Origin of the sequence: Escherichia sp. WS1451 (assembly GCF_046487365.1) — a bacterium.
In the GTDB taxonomy this organism is placed as follows: domain Bacteria; phylum Pseudomonadota; class Gammaproteobacteria; order Enterobacterales; family Enterobacteriaceae; genus Escherichia; species Escherichia coli.
On the sequence record NZ_JBJQJP010000001.1, the window covers coordinates 113,742 to 134,613 of the forward strand.

Annotated in this window: 19 protein-coding genes and 1 pseudogene; 9 read left to right on the top strand and 11 right to left on the bottom strand. The window is 50.5% G+C overall.

The genetic code is table 11. The annotated features are described in order from the left end of the window. The first annotated feature begins 231 nt into the window (after positions 1-231). The 6 genes from potF (at position 232) to rlmC (ending at position 6,093) form a co-directional block, all read left to right on the top strand. Positions 232-1,344, top strand: coding sequence for a spermidine/putrescine ABC transporter substrate-binding protein PotF (potF, locus tag ACJHX7_RS00585; RefSeq protein WP_000126098.1), 1,113 nt, complete (start codon positions 232-234; stop codon positions 1,342-1,344). Between the two features lie 94 nt (positions 1,345-1,438). Beyond that, on the top strand, positions 1,439-2,572 hold the full coding sequence (potG, locus tag ACJHX7_RS00590; RefSeq protein WP_000996010.1) for a putrescine ABC transporter ATP-binding subunit PotG: 1,134 nt from the start codon (positions 1,439-1,441) through the stop codon (positions 2,570-2,572). A 9-nt stretch (positions 2,573-2,581) separates the two neighbouring features. Then, positions 2,582-3,535, top strand: coding sequence for a putrescine ABC transporter permease PotH (gene potH / locus ACJHX7_RS00595; RefSeq protein ID WP_000105436.1), 954 nt, complete (start codon positions 2,582-2,584; stop codon positions 3,533-3,535). Further along, positions 3,532-4,377 carry a putrescine ABC transporter permease PotI gene (gene potI, locus ACJHX7_RS00600; RefSeq protein ID WP_001061648.1) on the top strand — a complete coding sequence of 282 codons (846 nt, stop codon included), beginning with the start codon at positions 3,532-3,534 and terminating at the stop codon, positions 4,375-4,377. The genes potH and potI overlap by 4 nt, the downstream gene beginning before the upstream one ends. A gap of 59 nt (positions 4,378-4,436) precedes the next feature. Further along, positions 4,437-4,925 (top strand): YbjO family protein, encoded by a 489-nt coding sequence (locus tag ACJHX7_RS00605; RefSeq protein ID WP_000389260.1) that lies wholly within the window; start codon positions 4,437-4,439, stop codon positions 4,923-4,925. 40 nt (positions 4,926-4,965) lie between these two features. Continuing rightward, entirely contained in the window at positions 4,966-6,093 is a 1,128-nt protein-coding gene (gene rlmC, locus ACJHX7_RS00610; RefSeq protein WP_094030287.1) for a 23S rRNA (uracil(747)-C(5))-methyltransferase RlmC, read from the top strand. 28 nt (positions 6,094-6,121) lie between these two features. Here the strand turns inward: rlmC and artJ are convergent, their stop codons facing one another. The 6 genes from artJ to ACJHX7_RS00640 form a co-directional block, all read right to left on the bottom strand. Beyond that, complete coding sequence (gene artJ / locus ACJHX7_RS00615; protein ID WP_001295905.1) at positions 6,122-6,853, bottom strand: arginine ABC transporter substrate-binding protein ArtJ; 732 nt, start codon at positions 6,851-6,853, stop codon at positions 6,122-6,124. A gap of 225 nt (positions 6,854-7,078) precedes the next feature. Continuing rightward, positions 7,079-7,747, bottom strand: coding sequence for an arginine ABC transporter permease ArtM (gene artM, locus ACJHX7_RS00620; protein WP_000464491.1), 669 nt, complete (start codon positions 7,745-7,747; stop codon positions 7,079-7,081). Then, the gene (gene artQ, locus ACJHX7_RS00625) at positions 7,747-8,463 is read right to left on the bottom strand and encodes an arginine ABC transporter permease ArtQ (protein WP_001001691.1); all 717 of its coding nucleotides are present in this window, start codon (positions 8,461-8,463) and stop codon (positions 7,747-7,749) included. Before artQ ends, artM begins: the two co-directional genes overlap by 1 nt. A gap of 6 nt (positions 8,464-8,469) precedes the next feature. Next, a complete protein-coding gene (gene artI, locus ACJHX7_RS00630; RefSeq protein ID WP_000756575.1) occupies positions 8,470-9,201 on the bottom strand; it encodes an arginine ABC transporter substrate-binding protein ArtI in 732 nt (243 codons plus the stop codon). Positions 9,202-9,218: 17 nt separating this feature from the next. Further along, positions 9,219-9,947, bottom strand: coding sequence for an arginine ABC transporter ATP-binding protein ArtP (gene artP / locus ACJHX7_RS00635; protein ID WP_000027205.1), 729 nt, complete (start codon positions 9,945-9,947; stop codon positions 9,219-9,221). A gap of 217 nt (positions 9,948-10,164) precedes the next feature. Next, on the bottom strand, positions 10,165-10,680 hold the full coding sequence (locus ACJHX7_RS00640; protein WP_094030286.1) for a lipoprotein: 516 nt from the start codon (positions 10,678-10,680) through the stop codon (positions 10,165-10,167). A gap of 647 nt (positions 10,681-11,327) precedes the next feature. Here ACJHX7_RS00640 and ACJHX7_RS00645 point away from each other — a divergent pair. The 3 genes and pseudogenes from ACJHX7_RS00645 to amiD form a co-directional block, all read left to right on the top strand. Next, positions 11,328-12,533, top strand: a pseudogene (locus ACJHX7_RS00645) (pentapeptide repeat-containing protein); the annotation flags it as partial. A gap of 774 nt (positions 12,534-13,307) precedes the next feature. Beyond that, the gene (locus ACJHX7_RS00650; protein WP_001160731.1) at positions 13,308-13,631 is read left to right on the top strand and encodes a heavy metal-binding domain-containing protein; all 324 of its coding nucleotides are present in this window, start codon (positions 13,308-13,310) and stop codon (positions 13,629-13,631) included. Further along, entirely contained in the window at positions 13,628-14,458 is an 831-nt protein-coding gene (amiD, locus tag ACJHX7_RS00655) for an N-acetylmuramoyl-L-alanine amidase AmiD (protein ID WP_001255171.1), read from the top strand. Before ACJHX7_RS00650 ends, amiD begins: the two co-directional genes overlap by 4 nt. On the opposite strand, the gene ACJHX7_RS00660 is transcribed toward amiD, so the two are convergent. From ACJHX7_RS00660 to hcr, 5 genes are all read right to left on the bottom strand, one after another. Further along, on the bottom strand, positions 14,455-15,468 hold the full coding sequence (locus tag ACJHX7_RS00660; RefSeq protein ID WP_001305933.1) for an NAD-dependent epimerase/dehydratase family protein: 1,014 nt from the start codon (positions 15,466-15,468) through the stop codon (positions 14,455-14,457). The two genes, amiD and ACJHX7_RS00660, sit on opposite strands and share 4 nt — an antisense overlap. Positions 15,469-15,566: 98 nt before the next feature. Next, on the bottom strand, positions 15,567-16,997 hold the full coding sequence (locus tag ACJHX7_RS00665; RefSeq protein WP_001136540.1) for an SDR family oxidoreductase: 1,431 nt from the start codon (positions 16,995-16,997) through the stop codon (positions 15,567-15,569). A 10-nt stretch (positions 16,998-17,007) separates the two neighbouring features. Beyond that, positions 17,008-18,009, bottom strand: a complete 1,002-nt coding sequence (ltaE, locus tag ACJHX7_RS00670; RefSeq protein ID WP_000566375.1) for a low-specificity L-threonine aldolase — start codon at positions 18,007-18,009, stop codon at positions 17,008-17,010. A 36-nt stretch (positions 18,010-18,045) separates the two neighbouring features. Then, positions 18,046-19,764 carry a ubiquinone-dependent pyruvate dehydrogenase gene (gene poxB, locus ACJHX7_RS00675; protein ID WP_000815366.1) on the bottom strand — a complete coding sequence of 573 codons (1,719 nt, stop codon included), beginning with the start codon at positions 19,762-19,764 and terminating at the stop codon, positions 18,046-18,048. Between the two features lie 132 nt (positions 19,765-19,896). Next, positions 19,897-20,865 (bottom strand): NADH oxidoreductase, encoded by a 969-nt coding sequence (gene hcr / locus ACJHX7_RS00680; protein WP_000178672.1) that lies wholly within the window; start codon positions 20,863-20,865, stop codon positions 19,897-19,899. Positions 20,866-20,872 lie beyond the last annotated feature (7 nt).

The window sequence follows — 20,872 nt, forward strand, 5'->3', positions numbered from 1 at the left end:
CATAGAGCAAATACGCATAAAAATTTGTTAAATACCGTTTTTTAATCCGAGCTATAGTCTCAAACCCTGGCTAAAGTTATTCTTGCGATGCTTTTATATAGCGAGCAGTGCTGGCCGGGAGAGAGTTCTCTTTTCTTACACCGCGCCGATAAAAATATGCACGTTTATTGCATATCTTTCAGTGTGACAACTTTTGTTCGTTTGTTAACGAACTTTCAGAAGGAAAGAGATATGACCGCCTTAAATAAAAAATGGCTATCGGGTCTGGTTGCGGGTGCTCTGATGGCCGTCTCTGTCAGCACGCTCGCGGCTGAACAAAAAACACTCCACATTTATAACTGGTCTGATTATATCGCCCCGGACACGGTGGCCAATTTTGAAAAAGAAACCGGTATTAAAGTCGTCTACGATGTTTTCGACTCTAACGAAGTACTGGAAGGCAAATTAATGGCGGGTAGCACCGGCTTTGACCTGGTGGTGCCGTCAGCAAGCTTTCTTGAACGCCAGTTGACTGCGGGAGTTTTCCAGCCGCTGGATAAAAGCAAATTGCCGGAGTGGAAGAATCTCGACCCGGAACTGCTGAAGCTGGTCGCCAAACACGATCCCGACAATAAATTTGCTATGCCCTATATGTGGGCGACGACCGGGATTGGTTATAACGTCGATAAAGTTAAAGCGGTGCTGGGCGAAAACGCGCCCGTCGATAGCTGGGACTTGATCCTCAAACCTGAAAATCTGGAAAAACTGAAAAGCTGCGGCGTCTCTTTCCTTGATGCACCGGAAGAAGTGTTTGCTACCGTGCTGAATTATCTCGGTAAAGATCCCAACAGCACTAAAGCAGATGATTACACCGGACCGGCAACCGATCTGCTGTTAAAGCTGCGCCCGAACATTCGTTATTTCCATTCATCTCAATACATTAACGACCTGGCAAACGGCGATATCTGCGTCGCTATTGGCTGGGCGGGCGATGTCTGGCAGGCGTCAAACCGCGCGAAGGAAGCGAAGAATGGCGTTAATGTCTCGTTCTCGATTCCGAAAGAAGGGGCGATGGCGTTCTTTGATGTCTTCGCCATGCCTGCGGATGCCAAAAATAAAGACGAAGCCTATCAGTTCCTGAATTACCTGCTGCGCCCGGATGTGGTGGCGCATATTTCCGACCATGTGTTCTATGCCAACGCGAACAAAGAAGCTACGCCGCTGGTAAGCGCGGAAGTGCGTGATAATCCAGGGATTTATCCTCCGGCGGACGTTCGTGCGAAGTTGTTCACTCTGAAAGTGCAGGATCCAAAAATAGACCGTGTGCGCACCCGCGCGTGGACCAAAGTGAAGAGCGGAAAATAATCCGCAGTCGTAGATGCCGGACGGGAGCACCACACCCGCCGGCAATTCGCACCATTATGGTGCGCTTGCACACATTCAATGCCGGAGAGCAGCCGTGAATGACGCTATCCCTCGCCCGCAGGCGAAAACCCGTAAGGCGCTGACGCCGCTATTAGAAATCCGTAATCTGACTAAATCTTACGATGGTCAGCATGCGGTCGATGATGTCAGCCTGACCATCTATAAAGGCGAAATCTTCGCGCTGCTGGGCGCATCCGGCTGTGGCAAGTCCACGCTGCTGCGTATGCTGGCAGGTTTCGAACAACCTTCTGCCGGGCAGATTATGCTCGATGGCGTCGATTTGTCACAGGTGCCGCCTTACCTGCGCCCCATCAATATGATGTTTCAGTCTTACGCGCTGTTTCCGCATATGACCGTGGAACAGAACATCGCTTTTGGCCTGAAACAGGACAAACTACCGAAAGCGGAAATTGCCAGCCGGGTCAATGAGATGCTCGGGCTGGTGCATATGCAGGAGTTCGCCAAACGCAAACCGCATCAGCTTTCCGGTGGTCAGCGTCAGCGTGTGGCCCTGGCCCGAAGCCTTGCCAAGCGCCCGAAACTATTACTGCTCGATGAGCCGATGGGCGCGCTGGATAAAAAGCTGCGTGACCGGATGCAGCTTGAAGTGGTGGATATTCTGGAGCGCGTCGGTGTGACCTGCGTGATGGTTACTCACGATCAGGAAGAGGCGATGACCATGGCGGGGCGCATCGCCATTATGAATCGTGGGAAATTTGTCCAGATTGGCGAACCGGAAGAGATCTATGAGCATCCGACTACCCGCTACAGCGCCGAATTTATTGGCTCGGTTAATGTCTTTGAAGGTGTACTCAAAGAGCGTCAGGAAGATGGTCTGGTGCTTTATTCGCCGGGGCTGGTGCACCCACTGAAAGTCGATGTAGATGCTTCGGTGGTCGATAACGTGCCGGTGCATGTGGCGCTACGTCCGGAAAAAATCATGCTTTGCGAAGAGCCGCCCGCCAATGGTTGTAACTTCGCGGTGGGGGAGGTGATACACATTGCCTATCTCGGCGATCTTTCGGTGTATCACGTTCGTCTGAAAAGTGGGCAAATGATTAGCGCCCAGCTACAAAACGCCCATCGTCATCGTAAAGGGTTACCGACCTGGGGCGACGAAGTGCGTTTGTGCTGGGAAGTGGACAGCTGTGTGGTGCTGACGGTTTAAGGAGCAAAAATGAGTACACTTGAACCTGCTGCCCAGTCGAAACCGCCGGGCGGATTTAAGCTGTGGTTGTCGCAGCTGCAAATGAAGCATGGGCGCAAACTGGTGATTGCGCTGCCGTATATCTGGCTAATCCTGCTGTTTCTGCTGCCATTTCTGATTGTCTTTAAAATAAGCCTGGCGGAGATGGCGCGCGCCATTCCACCTTATACCGAACTGATGGAGTGGGCTGACGGGCAACTTTCCATCACTCTTAATCTCGGTAATTTTCTGCAACTGACTGACGATCCGCTCTATTTCGATGCTTATCTCCAGTCGCTACAGGTGGCGGCGATTTCGACTATTTGCTGTTTACTGATCGGCTATCCGCTGGCGTGGGCGGTGGCGCACAGTAAGCCTTCGACCCGTAATATCTTATTACTACTGGTGATCCTGCCGTCGTGGACCTCGTTTCTGATTCGCGTTTATGCCTGGATGGGAATATTAAAAAATAACGGCGTACTGAATAATTTTCTGCTGTGGCTGGGGGTTATCGATCAACCGCTGACCATTCTACATACCAATCTGGCCGTTTATATCGGCATTGTTTACGCCTACGTGCCGTTTATGGTACTGCCGATTTATACCGCGTTGATTCGTATTGATTATTCGCTGGTGGAAGCGGCACTGGATCTCGGTGCACGACCGCTGAAAACGTTCTTTACTGTGATCGTGCCGCTGACCAAAGGCGGGATTATTGCCGGATCGATGCTGGTGTTTATCCCGGCTGTGGGCGAGTTTGTGATCCCTGAACTGCTCGGTGGCCCGGACAGCATCATGATCGGGCGCGTGCTGTGGCAGGAGTTCTTTAACAACCGCGACTGGCCGGTGGCCTCAGCGGTAGCGATCATCATGTTGCTGCTGCTAATTGTGCCGATAATGTGGTTCCACAAGCATCAGCAAAAAAGCGTGGGAGAACACGGATGAATAATTTACCGGTAGTTCGTTCGCCCTGGCGGATTGTGATTTTGCTGCTGGGCTTCACCTTTCTCTACGCGCCAATGCTGATGCTGGTGATCTATTCATTCAACAGCTCGAAGCTGGTGACGGTGTGGGCCGGCTGGTCAACGCGCTGGTATGGCGAATTATTGCGCGATGACGCGATGATGAGTGCGGTTGGTTTAAGCCTGACAATTGCGGCCTGTGCGGCGACGGCGGCGGCGATCCTCGGGACGATTGCGGCGGTGGTGCTGGTGCGCTTTGGCAGGTTTCGCGGATCAAATGGCTTTGCCTTTATGATCACCGCGCCGCTGGTAATGCCAGATGTCATCACGGGCTTGTCGCTGTTGTTATTATTCGTCGCGCTTGCTCATGCCATTGGCTGGCCTGCGGACCGCGGTATGCTCACCATCTGGCTGGCGCATGTCACTTTTTGTATGGCTTATGTGGCGGTCGTTATTTCTTCAAGATTGCGGGAGCTGGACCGTTCCATTGAAGAAGCCGCGATGGATCTTGGTGCGACGCCGCTGAAAGTGTTTTTCGTCATTACGCTACCGATGATCATGCCCGCGATCATTTCTGGCTGGTTACTGGCTTTTACTTTGTCGCTTGATGATCTGGTGATCGCCAGCTTTGTTTCAGGGCCGGGAGCCACCACGTTACCGATGCTGGTCTTTTCCAGCGTGCGGATGGGGGTGAATCCGGAAATCAACGCCCTGGCAACATTAATCCTCGGCGCGGTCGGAATTGTCGGATTTATCGCCTGGTATCTGATGGCGCGCGCAGAAAAACAGCGGATACGCGATATCCAGCGTGCAAGACGTGGCTGAAGACACTAAAATTTGCCAACCTGGCTACATAATGCCGCGCATGTCGCGGCATTGTTTTCATGGAAGACGAAACGTTGGGATTTTTTAAGAAAACATCTTCATCTCATGCTCGCCTGAATGTGCCTGCGCTGGTGCAGGTAGCGGCGCTCGCCATTATTATGATCCGTGGCCTCGACGTGCTGATGATTTTCAATACGCTGGGCGTGCGCGGTATTGGCGAGTTTATTCATCGCAGCGTACAAACCTGGAGTTTAACGCTGGTCTTTTTAAGCAGTCTGGTGCTGGTTTTTATTGAGATCTGGTGTGCGTTTTCACTGGTGAAAGGGCGTCGCTGGGCGCGCTGGCTGTATCTGTTGACTCAAATCACGGCCGCAAGTTACTTGTGGGCGGCTTCGCTGGGGTATGGTTATCCGGAGCTGTTCAGCATTCCCGGTGAATCAAAACGTGAAATCTTCCATAGCCTGATGCTGCAGAAGCTGCCGGATATGCTCATCCTGATGCTGCTGTTCGTTCCCTCGACCAGTCGGCGGTTCTTCCAGTTGCAATAATGTGTATAATCGTCGCCCCTGATGATGTGAAGGTCAATGTATGCAGTGCGCACTTTACGACGCGGGTCGCTGTCGTTCCTGTCAGTGGATAACGCAGCCGATTCCAGAGCAACTCTCCGCTAAAACCGGCGATCTTAAATATCTGCTCGCCGATTTTCCGGTTGAGGAATGGTGTGCGCCGGTGTCAGGCCCGGAACAAGGGTTTCGTAATAAAGCCAAAATGGTGGTGAGTGGTAGCGTTGAAAAACCACTGCTCGGTATGCTGCATCGAGATGGTACACCGGAAGACCTTTGTGACTGCCCGCTTTATCCTGCCTCATTTGCGCCCGTTTTTGCGGCACTGAAACCATTTATTGCTCGCGCCGGGCTTACGCCTTACAACGTGGCGCGCAAACGTGGCGAACTGAAATACATTCTGCTGACCGAAAGCCAGAGCGATGGCGGCATGATGCTGCGCTTTGTACTGCGTTCTGATACCAAGCTGGCGCAACTGCGTAAGGCGCTGCCGTGGTTACAGGAACAACTACCGCAGCTGAAAGTTATTACCGTCAATATTCAGCCGGTACATATGGCGATTATGGAAGGGGAGACGGAGATCTACCTGACCGAACAACAGGCACTGGCAGAGCGTTTTAATGACGTACCGCTGTGGATCCGTCCGCAAAGTTTCTTCCAGACTAATCCGGCGGTCGCCAGCCAGCTGTACGCCACTGCGCGCGACTGGGTACGACAGCTGCCGGTTAAACATATGTGGGATCTGTTCTGCGGTGTGGGGGGCTTTGGTTTACACTGCGCGACGCCTGACATTCAGTTAACCGGGATCGAAATTGCACCAGAGGCCATTGCCTGTGCGAAGCAGTCAGCCGCTGAACTGGGCTTAACGCGTTTGCAATTTCAGGCGCTGGACTCCACGCAGTTTGCCACCGCCCAGGGGGAAGTGCCGGAGCTGGTGCTGGTTAACCCGCCGCGCCGCGGCATTGGTATACCGCTGTGTGATTATCTCTCAACGATGGCACCGCGTTTTATCATCTACTCCAGCTGTAACGCCCAAACCATGGCGAAAGATATCCGCGAACTGCCAGGTTACCGTATTGAACGGGTACAGCTATTTGATATGTTCCCGCACACTGCGCATTACGAAGTGCTGACACTGCTGGTTAAGCAATAAAAAAGCCGCAGGTGCGGCTTTCTGAATCTTACTGTGGGAACCACTGGTCATTGATTTTCTGATATGTACCGTCAGCTTTAATTGCTGCCAGCGCGTTATTCAGTTTTTCCAGCAGAGCTTTGTTATCCGGACGTACAGCGATACCCAGGCCGGTGCCGAAGTATTGCGGATCGGTCACTTTTTCAGTAGCAACGCCCAGTTGCGGATTGGTTTTCAGCCATTCATTAACCACCGCTGTGTCACCAAATACCCCATCAATACGGCCATTTTTCAGATCGATAAAGGCATTCTGATAACTGTCATAGGAGACAGTTTTCACTTCCGGGTGCTGATCCTGAATATATTTCTGGTGCGTGGTGCCGTTTTCCATCCCAATACGTTTGCCTTTCAGATCGGCAAACGTTTTGTAGGTATCTTTTTTGGCAATCACGACGGCTGAGTTTTCGTAGTAGGGCGTGGTAAACGATACCTGTTTGCTACGCTCCGGCGTGATATCCATTCCGGAGATTACGGCGTCATATTTTCTGAATTTCAGTGACGGGATCAGGCTGTCGAACGCGTGATTAGTAAAAGTACATTCTGCCTGCATTTGTTTGCACAAGGCTTTTGCCAGATCGATATCAAAGCCGACAATCTCATTATTAGCACCTATAGATTCAAAGGGTGGATAGGTGGCTGAAACGCCAAAGTTGATTTTCTCTGCGGCAGAAGCACCGAAAGTAAAGGAAGCAAGTAAAGCGGCAAGAACTAACTTTTTCATGATGGAACTCCCGTCTGTCAATCTTATGATTTTTGGCCGTGTCTGCGGCATGGGATAACAATGCCATCAAGTGAATTTATATGCAATAAATATGATTAAATAATTTAAATGAAATAAAAAAAGACGGACAACTTAGTGAGTTGTCCGTCTTCATTATAAGAATTTATGCACTATGTAGGCCGGATAAGGCGTCCACGCCGCATCCGGCATCAGCATGCAGCTGCATTAATTCCGCCGTTCGAATGCCAGCGCTTTACGCTCGATCAGACGCATCATCAGCGTCAGCAGGCCGTTGACGACCAGGTAAATAATCCCTGCCGCACCGAACACCATGACATCGTAGGTGCGTCCGTACAACAACTGGCTGTATCCCATCACTTCCATCAGCGTAATGGTGTAAGCCAGAGAGGTACTTTTGAACACCAGCACCACTTCGTTGGAATAAGAAGAGAGCGAGCGTTTAAACGCGTACGGCAGCAGGATCGCCAGCGTATCTTTTTTGCTCATTCCCAGGGCGCTACAGGACTGCCATTGACCTTCCGGGATCGCGCGAATCGCACCGTAAAACAGCTGCGTGGTGTACGCCGCACTGTTCAGCGACAACGCAATCAGCGCACATAACCACGGTTCTGACAACAAATGCCACAGTGCCGGATACTCCTGCAACGTCGGGAACTGGCCCGGTCCGTAATAAATCAGGAAGATCTGCACCAGCAGCGGCGTACCGGTAAACAGCGTGATATAGCCCCGCACCAGCCACACCAGCACCGGCGTTTTCAGCGTCAGGATGATGGTAAAAATCAATGCCAGAATCAGTGCCACAATCAGCGAGGCAACGGTTAGCGTCAGGCTGGTGTGCAGCCCTTTCATCAGTTCGGGTAAATACTCAAACATTAGCTGGGCCTCCGCTCAAAACGTGTCGCGCGCAGGTCAATGCGTTTGAGAATGTACTGACTGAGCAGGGTGATCACCAGGTAAATCGCCGCCGCCACAATGTACCAGGTAAACGGTTCCTGGGTACGGGTAGCGATGCTTTTGGTTTGTAGCATTAAATCATTCACGCTTATCAAACTGACCAGCGCGGTATCTTTCAGCAGCACCAGCCACTGGTTACCGAGACCAGGCAGCGCATGACGCCACATCTGCGGCATCACCAGACGGAAAAAGATAGCCGATTTCGACAGCCCCAGCGCCTGTCCGGATTCCCACTGGCCCACCGGCACCGCTTTCAACGCGCCGCGCAGCGTTTGCGAGGCATAGGCGGCATACAGCAGCGACAGAGCGATGACACCACAAAGGAACGGGCTAACGTCGAAGTTCTCAATGTCCATCTGCACCGGGATCTGCACGAACCCAAGATTGATAGTGAAGCCATCCGAAAGCGTCAGCAGCAGCTGCGAGGAGCCAAAATAGATAAACAGCACCACCAGAATTTCTGGCAGGCCACGCAGAATGGTTACCAGCGCTGAACCTGCCCACGCGACAGGACGCCATTTTGCCGACTCCCATACCGCAAAGAACATCGCCAGCGCCAGCCCGACAATCAATGCACAAACGGCAAGGCCGACGGTCATCCCGGCGGCGCTTGCTAAAGGAAAAAATTCATTCATCAGGAATTACTTCTGGAACCATTTGTTGTAGATGGTTTCGTAAGTGCCATCTTTCTTCACTTTTTCCAGCGCAGTGTTGAGTTTCTGCTGCAGTTCAGTGTTGCCCTGGCGTACTGCGATGCCGAGGCCAGTACCGAAGTAATCTTTATCGGTCACTTTATCGCCCACTGCCGCCAGTTTCGGGTTGTCTTTCAGCCACTCGGTGACCACTGCGGTGTCACCGAATACGCTGTCGATACGACCGTTTTGCAGATCCAGTTTTGCGTTCTGGTAGCTGTCATACGGAACGGTGGTGATTTCCGGGTGCTTATCCATAATGAACTTCTGGTGTGTCGTCCCGTTCTGAACGCCGACTTTTTTGCCTTTCAGCTGATCAACACTGGTGTATTTGCCTTGCTGACCCACAAACAGGGCAGAGTTGTCATAGTACGGGGTGGTAAACAGCACCTGCTTTTCACGTTCTGGGGTGATATCCATCCCGGCCATCACCGCTTCCACGCGACGGAATTTCAGGCTTGGGATTAGGCTGTCAAATGCCTGGTTGGAGAAAGTGCAGGTTGCATCAATCTCTTTACACAGCGCTTGTGCCAGGTCGACGTCAAAACCAACGATCTGGTTGTTTGCATCAATCGATTCAAACGGAGGATAGGAGGCTTCGGTAGCAAAACGAATAGTTTCGGCAGCTGTGGCGGAAAGACTAAAACCTGCAATTAACGCGGCAATCAGAACTTTTTTCATTGTTGTTATCCCGAATATTAGTGAGAGAGATAGTTTTTAAATGCTTCGGTTTGCGGCTCGGTAAAGCAGCTCGCGTCGCCTTGTTCTACGATATGACCGTTTTCCATATACACCACTCGGCTGGCGGTTTTACGCGCCACTTCAACTTCGTGGGTGACGATCACCTGGGTAATATTCGTTTCTGCCAACTCACGAATGATGCTGACGATTTGTGCCGTAATTTCCGGGTCCAGTGCGGCGGTCGGTTCATCGAACAGCAGTACCTGCGGTTCCATCATCAACGCACGGGCAATAGCAACACGCTGCTGCTGACCACCAGAAAGATGCAGCGGGTAACGATCGCTATAAGGTTTGAGACGCAGACGTTCCAGCAGTTTTTCTGCACGGGCCAGCGCCTGATCTTTGCTCAACCCCAGTACACGGCAGGGCGCTTCAATCAGGTTTTGCTGCACGGTCAGATGCGGCCACAGGTTGTATTGCTGAAACACCATGCCAACGTTACGACGCAAATCGCGAATCGCTTTGTCAGAGGGTGTTTTGGTGAAATCGAAATGGTTGCCTGCAATGTTGAGCGTACCGGAGCGCGGCATCTCAAGCAGATTGAGTACACGCAGCAGCGAGCTTTTACCCGCGCCGCTGGGGCCAAGTAACACCAGCGTTTCGCCCTGTGGGCAATCCAGCGTGATATCGAACAGCGCCTGATGCGCGCCGTAGAAGCAATTAATGCCGTTTAATTGAATACTCATTGACACTCGTATACTGGCAGTCTGATAGCTATTGAGGTCGAAGATAGTACCTTTGACAGAATAATTATGCAATATTTCTGCTTTAAAAGTTAAAAGCAAAGCGCATTATTCAATAAACATAGCACAAAATAACGGGGGCGGTGGTCGGCGAGCATAAATGTCGGCATTCCTCACGAAATGCCGGACAATTTACGGGGTTTATTGGTTGATCAAGGCGTTAGCGATTCTCGATGGACTGACGGAGCGTACCCGCTGTGGCATGAACGCTACCGCCTAAGTAGCGCACATCGTCGATGACCCAACACTGGCCTTCCTGAATCATTAACACTTCATCCTGCCAGCCCTGGTCACCCTGTTTGAGATCCACGCGCAATGGAATGTTACGGGCATCACGATTAGGGATAGTCGATGCACTGGAAACGTGGGCGCTGTCTGGCAAGGTGGTTCGACTGGAGAACGGATCGCTGCTTAACAATTCACGATGACTGTTATCGCGGCTGGCATCGCTAAGTAGGGTTGCCAGTTTGTCACTCAAATAGGGGCGCAGGGCGGTAATGTCATTGCTACGATGTTGAATGCGGTAGTCATAGAATTGTTGAGCCACGCTGTCAGGGCCACCCTGGACACAGGAACCGGTGCGGGGGCCGTTATCTTTATAAGCTGGCGTGACGGTGGTACAGGCACTCAGCAGCAGTGCACATGGAATAAGTAGAGATAGTGAACGGTAGCGCATAATCATTTCCTTATTAGCTTGCTGTCTGCGTCACACTACGACCAAACGTTATCAGATTATTTAATACATTGTTTTTAATACAATTCTGAAACAATCTGAACACCTGATTGGGTTTGAGTCCATTGCTGGCTACCCACTCAAGGTTGCTCGTAGCTGACTAACTTAAATTACCCAAACAATAGACAGTGTAAACCATTTGTGAGGTTGAGCGTGTTATATGGCTGAAATGATCATTTAAGGTAAATATGATAGTTCTGAAATGGCGGGATAAATCCTCCTGTAGAGGTTAAGAGCATCTGCAAGAAGCCAGTTTCACATTTATAACGCGTGATAAATGAACGCGGTTATTGTCTAATCATTACAGAATTTTTCACATGCAATAAGAGATCCTGCGATTAAGATGATTGCTAAAATTACATTGTATTTTTGAAAATGAGCGAAATTTGATAGTCCCAGCTTTGACTTTTGATAATATTATATATGCTACAGTTGTGGGTAAAGAATTTAAGCTAATGAGTTTGAGCGAAGAATAAATCAAACTGTATCAGTGTTTCGTTAATTAATATGAGTATAAATGCGTTGTGCTTTTATAATAATAAAGCACAAGGAGTTCAGTAGAATATCTTTTCCCTTGGGTGATTTTAAATATGATAAACAATATATCTGATCAAGTATCATCATTTCCAGGCACACAACTGAATCAAAGTGATAATTTCCTCGATTCACTGAGGGAGTTTTTCGCGATATTAAATTCCAGTCGTAAGGGTGAGTTGTCTACATGGGACACCATCTACTTGCATCTGATATTAGCAATAAATGCTGATAGTGATCTCATAAAAAATGATGAGTTGCTAGCGGAAAATATTCCATCAGCGAATTATCAATTTAATATATTTTTTAGTAATGCTTTCGAGATTGATGTTAAAAAATATCTTGGCAAATCAGAAGATAACGAAGTTGAAATAAAAGTGGGTAATGAAAGAATTACCATTGGAATGCGTAATGTATCGAATGGGAAACTTGAAAGACAAAAATTTCTTTTCCCACTGGACTATGAGAATAAATTACAATATCAATTAGACAAGTATTTTACGATTGAATCGCACCCATTATTATACAGGCATACTATGGGTAGTAAGATTGCGAATGTGATTTTTGAAAAATTATACAGTCGTATTGACTTTAACAAAGAGCAATATATATCCTTTATAAAGGATGCGTTTATTCATTTTTATGATTATAGCAGGCGATATGCAATTAGTGAGAATATCGCAAAAGACGCTGTAACAAACAATATCGCATTGATGAGCACTTTTTATGACAGTGATAATACGTCAGGTGAGGTTTTAAATAATGATTTTACAGAAGAAGAGTCATTTGAAACTGCGTTAGATGTAGAGCATGCAATAGTGCTTGGATTTGCTGATGATAATTTTGAAACAAAACCTGTTCATTATCAGGATTTATTAACACGATTTAGTGCCTTTCAAGATACCGTGTTTAATTTGTTTCCTGAAATGCACTCTTCGCATTACAACGATATTTGTAGCGTAAGTGTGGATATGACAAAGGGAACGCAATGCATGATCCACTTGATGGTGAATGAAGAAGTTTTCATGTCGTTGCCTGTTCCAGTTGCCACGATGGTACGTGAAGATGCAACTAATTTAGTCAATCTTAAAACACTACTCAATGATGGTTGCTTTATTAAATATAGTCATTTTAATGACGTGGCATTAATAAAGCAAAACATAAGTAATCTCTATTTATCACACACTATTGTGAATGAAAGCATATTGAAAAAATGTTGTTTTGAAAACGGCAGTTTAGGTGATGTTAAAATCACAAATAGCAATGTAATAAACAGTGTATTCAAAAATATTTCGTTTAGATCTGTTAAAATTAACAACGTAAATACTCATTCTTTAAAATTTATTAACTGCCATTTTTTCAATGTTGATATGATAAGAGTTAACTTCAGTAAATGTCTTTTTCATGACTGTAGTATGCATGGTGTCAAGATAAAACCATGGTTGCCAGTAAAATGGACAAAAGAATTAATAAATGATTATTTGTATGGCTGTTTACTATCTCTGTACTCTATCTGTGCAAGAGATATATATAATATGATCGCCGGTAATAACGTGAAGGTTGCTGCGGATGCTTTCCTTGAAATACTTTATTCTCTTAAAAATAAATATTGTATTAAACTATTAAGCGCTCAGGATCGGGCGTTTATATACGAATTTGCAAGAATGATCTTCGCTTATATTAATGACAAAAGCATTGAGATCTTATTACTTTCTTGTTTTGCGGCGGCTGACCAAAAAGCAATCCAGAGGTATATACCTCAGGCGCAAGATGGGGAAGACTTTAGGAATCATTTACAATATAAGTTGACTCTTCCCACTCATTAATGTTGCTGGTACTACATAATACGACAGGTAAGCGGTGCTCCATAATAAAACCAATATCCGGTTACGAAACAGATAATTGTACAGGCTTATGTACCTGTTTTTGACACAATGAGATGATTTCCTAAACTGATCAAAACCTTCTTCCCAACATGGCATATCAGTCCGATAATGCTTTAGAGATCGAAGGCTTAACAAACAAGGAGATCGATCATGCAATTTTCTACAACCCCAACTCTGGAAGGCCAGACCATCGTCGAATATTGCGGTGTGGTGACCGGCGAAGCGATTTTAGGTGCCAATATTTTCCGTGATTTCTTTGCTGGTATCCGCGATATCGTTGGCGGACGCTCCGGGGCTTATGAAAAAGAATTGCGTAAAGCGCGGGAGATCGCCTTTGAGGAGCTCGGCGATCAGGCCCGGGCGCTGGGGGCCGATGCCGTAGTCGGTATTGATATCGACTATGAAACGGTCGGGCAAAACGGCAGTATGCTGATGGTTAGCGTCAGCGGTACGGCGGTGAAAACGCGTCGATGAGAAGAGTCTTCTGGCTGGTCGCCGCCGCTCTGTTACTGGCAGGGTGTGCCGGCGAAAAGGGCATTGTCGAGAAAGAGGGATATCAGCTTGATACCCGACGCCAGGCGCAGGCGGCGTATCCGCGCATTAAAGTGCTGGTTATCCACTACACCGCAGATGATTTTGATAGCTCGCTGGCGACACTGACCGACAAGCAGGTCAGCTCGCATTATCTGGTCCCTGCGGTGCCACCGCGATACAACGGTAAACCGCGCATCTGGCAACTGGTGCCGGAACAGGAACTGGCCTGGCATGCGGGGATTAGCGCCTGGCGCGGGGCAACGCGCCTTAACGACACCTCTATTGGCATTGAGCTGGAAAACCGTGGCTGGCAGAAATCAGCCGGAGTGAAATATTTTGCCCCGTTTGAACAGGCACAGATTCAGGCGCTTATTCCGCTGGCGAAAGATATTATTGCCCGTTATCACATCAAGCCGGAAAACGTAGTGGCACATGCGGATATTGCGCCGCAGCGCAAAGACGATCCGGGGCCGTTATTCCCCTGGCAACAACTGGCGCAGCAGGGGATTGGTGCCTGGCCGGATGCGCAGCGGGTGAACTTTTACCTTGCCGGGCGCGCGCCGCACACACCGGTAGATACCGCATCATTGCTGGAGCTTTTGGCGCGCTACGGTTATGACGTTAAACCTGATATGACACCGCGCGAGCAGCGGCGCGTGATTATGGCGTTCCAGATGCATTTCCGCCCGACGTTATACAACGGCGAAGCGGATGCAGAAACTCAGGCGATTGCCGAAGCGTTGCTGGAGAAATACGGGCAGGATTAGCGCGGCAGTTTTCCGTGGTCGCGTAGCCAGGCGGCAGTTTTCTCGATACCTTCATCCAGGGTGAGGACTGGTTGATAACCTAACTCTTCCTGCGCACGCGTAATATCCAGCGTAAAGTCAAAATTCAACTTGGAGACGCCGTAGTGGGTCAGCGGCGGCTCTTTTGCTGACTTGCGGCCTAAACGCTCCATGCTGCGGGCGATCATATCCAGCATCGGGTAGGGGACGGAACGAATACGACAGTCAATATTCAACTCGTCGATCAGCTTCTGCACGATGCTGCGCAGTGTGCGATGCTCGCCGTTGGTGATGTTGTACACACGCCCGGAAGGTAGCTTATCGCAGGCTTCCTGGCTTGCCAGCCACATGGCGTGCACGGCATTTTCATAGTAGGTCATATCCACCAGCGCACTGCCGCCGTGCGGTAACAGAATGCTGCCGTAGTGGTGCATCATATGCGCCAGACGGGGGATAAAGACTTTATCGTGCGGTCCGAACAGACTTTGTGGGCGCAGAATAGTAAAGCGCGTTTGTGGATTCGCCTGCGAAAGCATATTGATCACTTCTTCGCTGGCTGCTTTGCTGCGGGCAAACTCGTTAGCGAAGCGGTGAGGGCGAAAATCTTCTTTAATATCGCGATGGTGGTGATAATCGAAGTACAGGGAGGGTGAAGAGATATGAATAAAGTTACGCACACCCCAGGCGACAGCCCATTCACCCAGGCGGCGAGTGGCGCGAACGTTAGCCAGATCGAAAGCCTGTTGTGTCCCCCAGGGCGAGGTAAAGCTGGAGCAGTGCCACAGCGTATCAATGCCCGCGAGCATCACTTTAGCTTGTGATGAGACCAGCTCGGTCAGATCCGCCGGAACAAACTCTGCGCCCATTTTTTCCAGCAATTTACCCATTGCCTCGTTGCGACCGGTCGCTCGCACGCTGATGCCTTTCTGGCATAAAAACTCTACCGCGTTTCGACCTAAGCCGCTGGTGGCGCCGGTAACCAGTACCTTCATATCAATCCACTGTTGTTGAGAAAATAACGTGCGCATTCTTCCGTGATTTCCTCCATGATGCAATGGGAAACATGAAAGAATAACGCAGGTTTTGTCGATTAATCTGTGCTTTGTTCTGCCAGTCTGGCGATTCGTTTTGCCATTCCGCGAAAAATAAACAGATGCGCGGGGATCATCAGTAACCAGTAAAACAGCCCCGGCATCCCGTGCGGATGCCAGAATGCGCGAACATCGATAGTACGATAGTCGCCTTTATCTTCCAGGGTAAAACACAGTCGTCCCAGCCCCGGCGCTTTCATGCCAAATAACAACGCAAGTTGTTTTTCCGGCTCGACGATAATCACTTTCCAGCTGTCTACCGCATCGCCAGTTTGCAAATATTCACGCTCCGGGCGGCCTTTCGCCAGCTTATGACCGATCGCGCGGTCCATCAGCGCCCGGGTCTGCCACAAAATATTACCAAAGAAATAACGCTCTCTACCGCCGATTTGATTCACCACCTGCCATAAAGCCGCAAGGCTGGCGGACGTTTTAACGGTAAACCCCGCCTGTTTGGCGAAATAACCGTACTCCGGTCGCCAGCGGGCAAAGGCCTGAGCGTCGTATCCCCAGTCGCTGGAGTTGACCAGTTTTTCTTCTTCTTTCAACGTGCGACGTACCGCGTCATCGAAAGCAATCAGCCGTTGTGGGATGAGTGCACGTAACGCGGTGTCATCTGCCAGCAGATCGTGTTTCAGCCCCTGAATCAACGCTTTGGCGGTGGTGGGCGGTACGGAAGTAATCACATTGAGAAACCACACCGAAATCCAGCGGGTCGGAAAGGGGATGGGGATCAACCAGCGGCGCTTACCGCTCACCGCCATAAAATGTTCAAACTGTTGCTGATAACTGAGCACTTCTGGTCCGGCGGCTTCGAAGATGCGATGTTCGCTGGCCGGATGATCTAACAGCGCCACCAGATAGTGCAGCAAGTTTTCCAGCGCGATGGGCGTGGTGCGTGAACGAACCCAGCGTGGCGGCGTTAACACTGGCAGGTTGTAGACCATATCGCGCATGACTTCGAACGCCGCTGAACCTGCACCAACGATTATTCCGGCACGCAATTCGGTCACCGGGACACCCGCTTCACGAAGAATATCCGCCGTAGCCTGACGGGCGCGCAGATGGTCCGACTGCTCATGTGGCGGGGCCTGCAACGAACTGAGAAAGATTAATTGCTTAACTGGGACTTCACGTAGCGCATCGCGGACGTTGAGAGCCACCTGGCGCTCCTGAGCGATAAAATCGCCGCCTTCGCCCATGCTGTGCACCAGAAAATAGACCGTATCGATATCCTGCAACAGGGCCGGAAGGTTATCCGGCCAGCTGAGATCGACTTTATGGCAACTGACATTTGCCAGTTGCAGCTTTGCAAGCCTGTCGACATGACGTGCCGCCGCCAGGATCTGATGCCCCTGCTGGCTGAGTGTTCGCACCAGATGCTGACCAATGTAGCCACTGGCACCGAGAACTAAAATGCGTTGCGGCACGTCTCCCTCCTTAACGCGCCAGGAATGCGCGCCAGTGGGCGGCGACTTCCGCCAGCTGAGCGCGCGAGACGTCAAGATGCGTCACCAGGCGGACAATCGGCGAGGCGTTAATCAGCACGTTTCTCGCTTTCATGTATTCGCCTAACGCGGCAGCATTTTCTTCCCCGACGCGAACAAACAGCATATTGGTGTCCTGACGCATCACATCCGCGCCTGCTTCACGCAGCTGCTCCGCCATCCAGGCAGCGTTGTCGTGGTCTTCCTGCAAGCGCGCAACGTTATTTTTCAGGGCATATATTCCGGCGGCAGCCAGAATGCCGGACTGGCGCATCCCGCCACCTGTCATTTTCCGCCAGCGAATGGCACGTTTAATGTAATCACGATTACCGACGAGTAATGAACCGACTGGCGTCCCAAGACCTTTCGACAGGCAAATGGTGAACGAATCACAATATTGTGTGATCTCTTTCAGTTCGCAGCCGTAAGCCACCACAGCATTAAAGATGCGCGCACCGTCCACATGCAGCGCCAGATTGCGCTCGCGGGTAAATTCCCATGCTTCTTTGAGGTATTCACGCGGCAGCACTTTGCCGTTGTGAGTGTTTTCCAGACTGAGTAATTTGGTGCGGGCGAAATGGATATCGTCGGGTTTGATTTTCATCGCCACTTTATCCAGCGGTAGCGTGCCGTCGGCAGCCGCGTCGATGGGTTGCGGTTGAATACTGCCCAGCACCGCTGCGCCACCGGCTTCAAACAGATAGTTGTGTGCGGCCTGACCGACAATATACTCTTCGCCGCGTTCGCAGTGACTGAGCAGAGCGACCAGGTTAGCCTGGGTGCCGGTCGGCAGAAAAATGGCGGCTTCTTTACCGGAAAGCTCTGCCGCATAGTCCTGCAGAGCATTAACGGTAGGGTCGTCTCCGTAAACGTCGTCCCCAACCGGGGCGGCCATCATTGCTTCGAGCATGGCGCGGCTCGGTCGGGTAACGGTATCACTGCGTAAATCAATCATGGCATGTCCTTATTATGACGGGAAATGCCACCCTTTTTACCTTAGCCAGTTCGTTTTCGCCAGTTCGATCACTTCATCACCGCGTCCGCTGATGATTGCGCGCAACATATACAAGCTAAATCCTTTGGCCTGTTCAAGTTTGATCTGCGGTGGAATGGCTAACTCTTCTTTGGCTACTACCACATCCACCAACACCGGACCGTCGATGGAAAAGGCGCGTTGCAGGGCTTCATCGACTTCAGAGGCTTTTTCCACGCGAATACCCGTAATTCCGCACGCTTCGGCAATGCGGGCAAAGTTGGTGTCGTGCAGCTCAGTACCGTCTGTCAGGTAGCCTCCGGCTTTCATCTCCATCGCCACAAAGCCCAGCACGCTGTTATTAAAGACGATAATTTTCACTGGCAATTTCATCTGCATTACTGAGAGGAAATCGCCCATCAACATACTGAAACCGCCATCGCCGCACATGGCGACCACCTGACGTTCCGGCTCGGTTGCCTGCGCACCCAGCGCCTGCGGCATGGCGTTAGCCATCGAACCGTGGTTAAACGAACCTAACAGACGACGCTTGCCGTTCATTTTCAGATAACGTGCCGCCCACACCGTTGGCGTACCAACGTCACAGGTAAAGATGGCGTCATCGGCGGCAAAATGACTAATTTGCTGCGCCAGATATTGCGGGTGAATGGCTTTCTCGCTCGGTTTAGCTAAATCATCCAGCCCTTTGCGGGCGTCGCGGTAATCTTCCAGCGCTTTATCCAGAAACTTGCGATCGGTTTTTTCTTCCACCAGTGGCAGCAATGCCCGCAGGGTTGATTTGATATCGCCGACCAGCGCCATATCTACCTTGCTATGCGCGCCGATGCTGGCTGGGTTGATATCAATCTGAATAATTTTGGCATCGGTCGGGTAGAACGCGCGGTAGGGAAATTGCGTGCCGAGCAGCACTAACGTATCGGCATTCATCATGGTATGGAAACCTGACGAGAAGCCGATTAATCCCGTCATTCCGACATCATACGGGTTATCGTATTCGACATGCTCTTTACCGCGCAGGGCATGAACAATAGGCGCTTTAATTTTCCCGGCAAACTCAACTAACTCTTTATGCGCCCCCGCGCAGCCACTGCCGCACATCAGGGCGATATTGCTGGAGTAACGCAGCAGTTGCGCCAGTTTGCGTAACTCTTCTTCTTCCGGCGTCACGACTGGCTGTGGCGCATGATACCAGTGGGTAGTTGCCCCTTCTGGTGCAGGTTTTAACGCCACGTCGCCCGGTAACACGACAACGGAAACGCCACGGTTTAGCACTGCTTTGCGCATGGCAATCGCCAGCACTTGTGGGATTTGCTCCGGGCTGGAAACCAGCTCGCAATAGTGACTACATTCGCGGAATAGCTCTTGTGGGTGGGTTTCCTGGAAATAGCCGCTGCCAATTTCGCTGGAGGGAATATGAGCGGCAATCGCCAGTACCGGAACGTGATTGCGGTGGCAATCGAACAGGCCGTTGATTAAGTGCAGGTTGCCGGGGCCGCACGATCCGGCACAGACCGCCAGTTCTCCTGAAAGTTGTGCTTCAGCGCCAGCGGCAAACGCCGCTACTTCTTCATGGCGGGTGGACATCCACTCGATGGTGCCCATGCGATTAAGACTGTCACTAAGACCGTTCAGAGAGTCGCCCGTGACTCCCCAGATGCGTTTCACGCCTGCCGATTCGAGTGTTTTGGCGATATAAGCTGCAACCGTTTGTTTCATGGTTCTCCATCTCCTGAATGTGATAACGGTAACAAGTTTAGTTCATCTGACGGAGGGGGAAGGGATGGGAGAAAAAGGAGGCACTAACGGTTAAATAGCCCGATGAAAGGAATATCATCGGGCATCAGGCGATTATGCGAGAACCAAATCTCCCTGCGGATGGCAGGAGCAGGCCAGCACGTAACCTTCAGCGATTTCGGCGTCGGTCAGCGTCATTGTGCTGCTCACCGTATATTCACCGGAAACCACTTTTGTCTTACAGCAGCCGCAAACACCTGCACGGCAGGCGGCGACAACCGGAACGTTATTGCTTTCCAGCGCCTCCAGTAGCGTGGTGCCAACCGGGGCGTAAAATTCTCGTGCCGGTTGCAGTTTGGTGAATTTCAGACCGCTGGTCGCCGCTTCCGCTACTGGGGTGAAGAATTTCTCTTTAAAGAAACGCGTCACGCCGAGCGCTTTCACTTCCTGCTCTACCCAATCCATATATGGAGCAGGGCCACAGGTCATCACGGTACGTGAGGCTAAATCAGGGACACCTGCCAGCAGTTCGCGAGTGAGACGACCAGCGATAAAGCCTTCGGTAACGTTATTTTCCGCCACCAGCGTTACCGGATAGTTACGCCACTCATCGGCGAAAATCACATCCTGCGGCGTACGCACGTTGTAGATCACCTGCACATCGGCCTGTGGACGGTTCTTCGCCAGCCAGCGACGCATCGACATAATCGGCGTAACGCCGCAGCCTGCCGCCAGCAACAGGAATTTATCTTCTGCTTTATCGTCGCAGGTAAATTCCCCCATCGCGTCCGAAAGCCAGAGATAATCACCGCGTTTTACATCGCGCGTCAGCCACTGGGAGCCGACACCGTCATCAATCCGCCGCACAGTCAGGGTAATGTATTCACTCACGCCTGGCGTGGAGGAAATGGTGTAAGCACGCAGCGTTTCCGCTGAGTTACGCACGCTGACCAGTGCATATTGCCCGGCGCGATATGGGTAGTAATCGTGGCAAATCAGGGAAATCGTCCACACATCCGGCGTTTCTTGCGTAATGTGATGAACCTGCATCCGCCACGGGCATTGATTCGTTGGCATCGTCATCGACAAA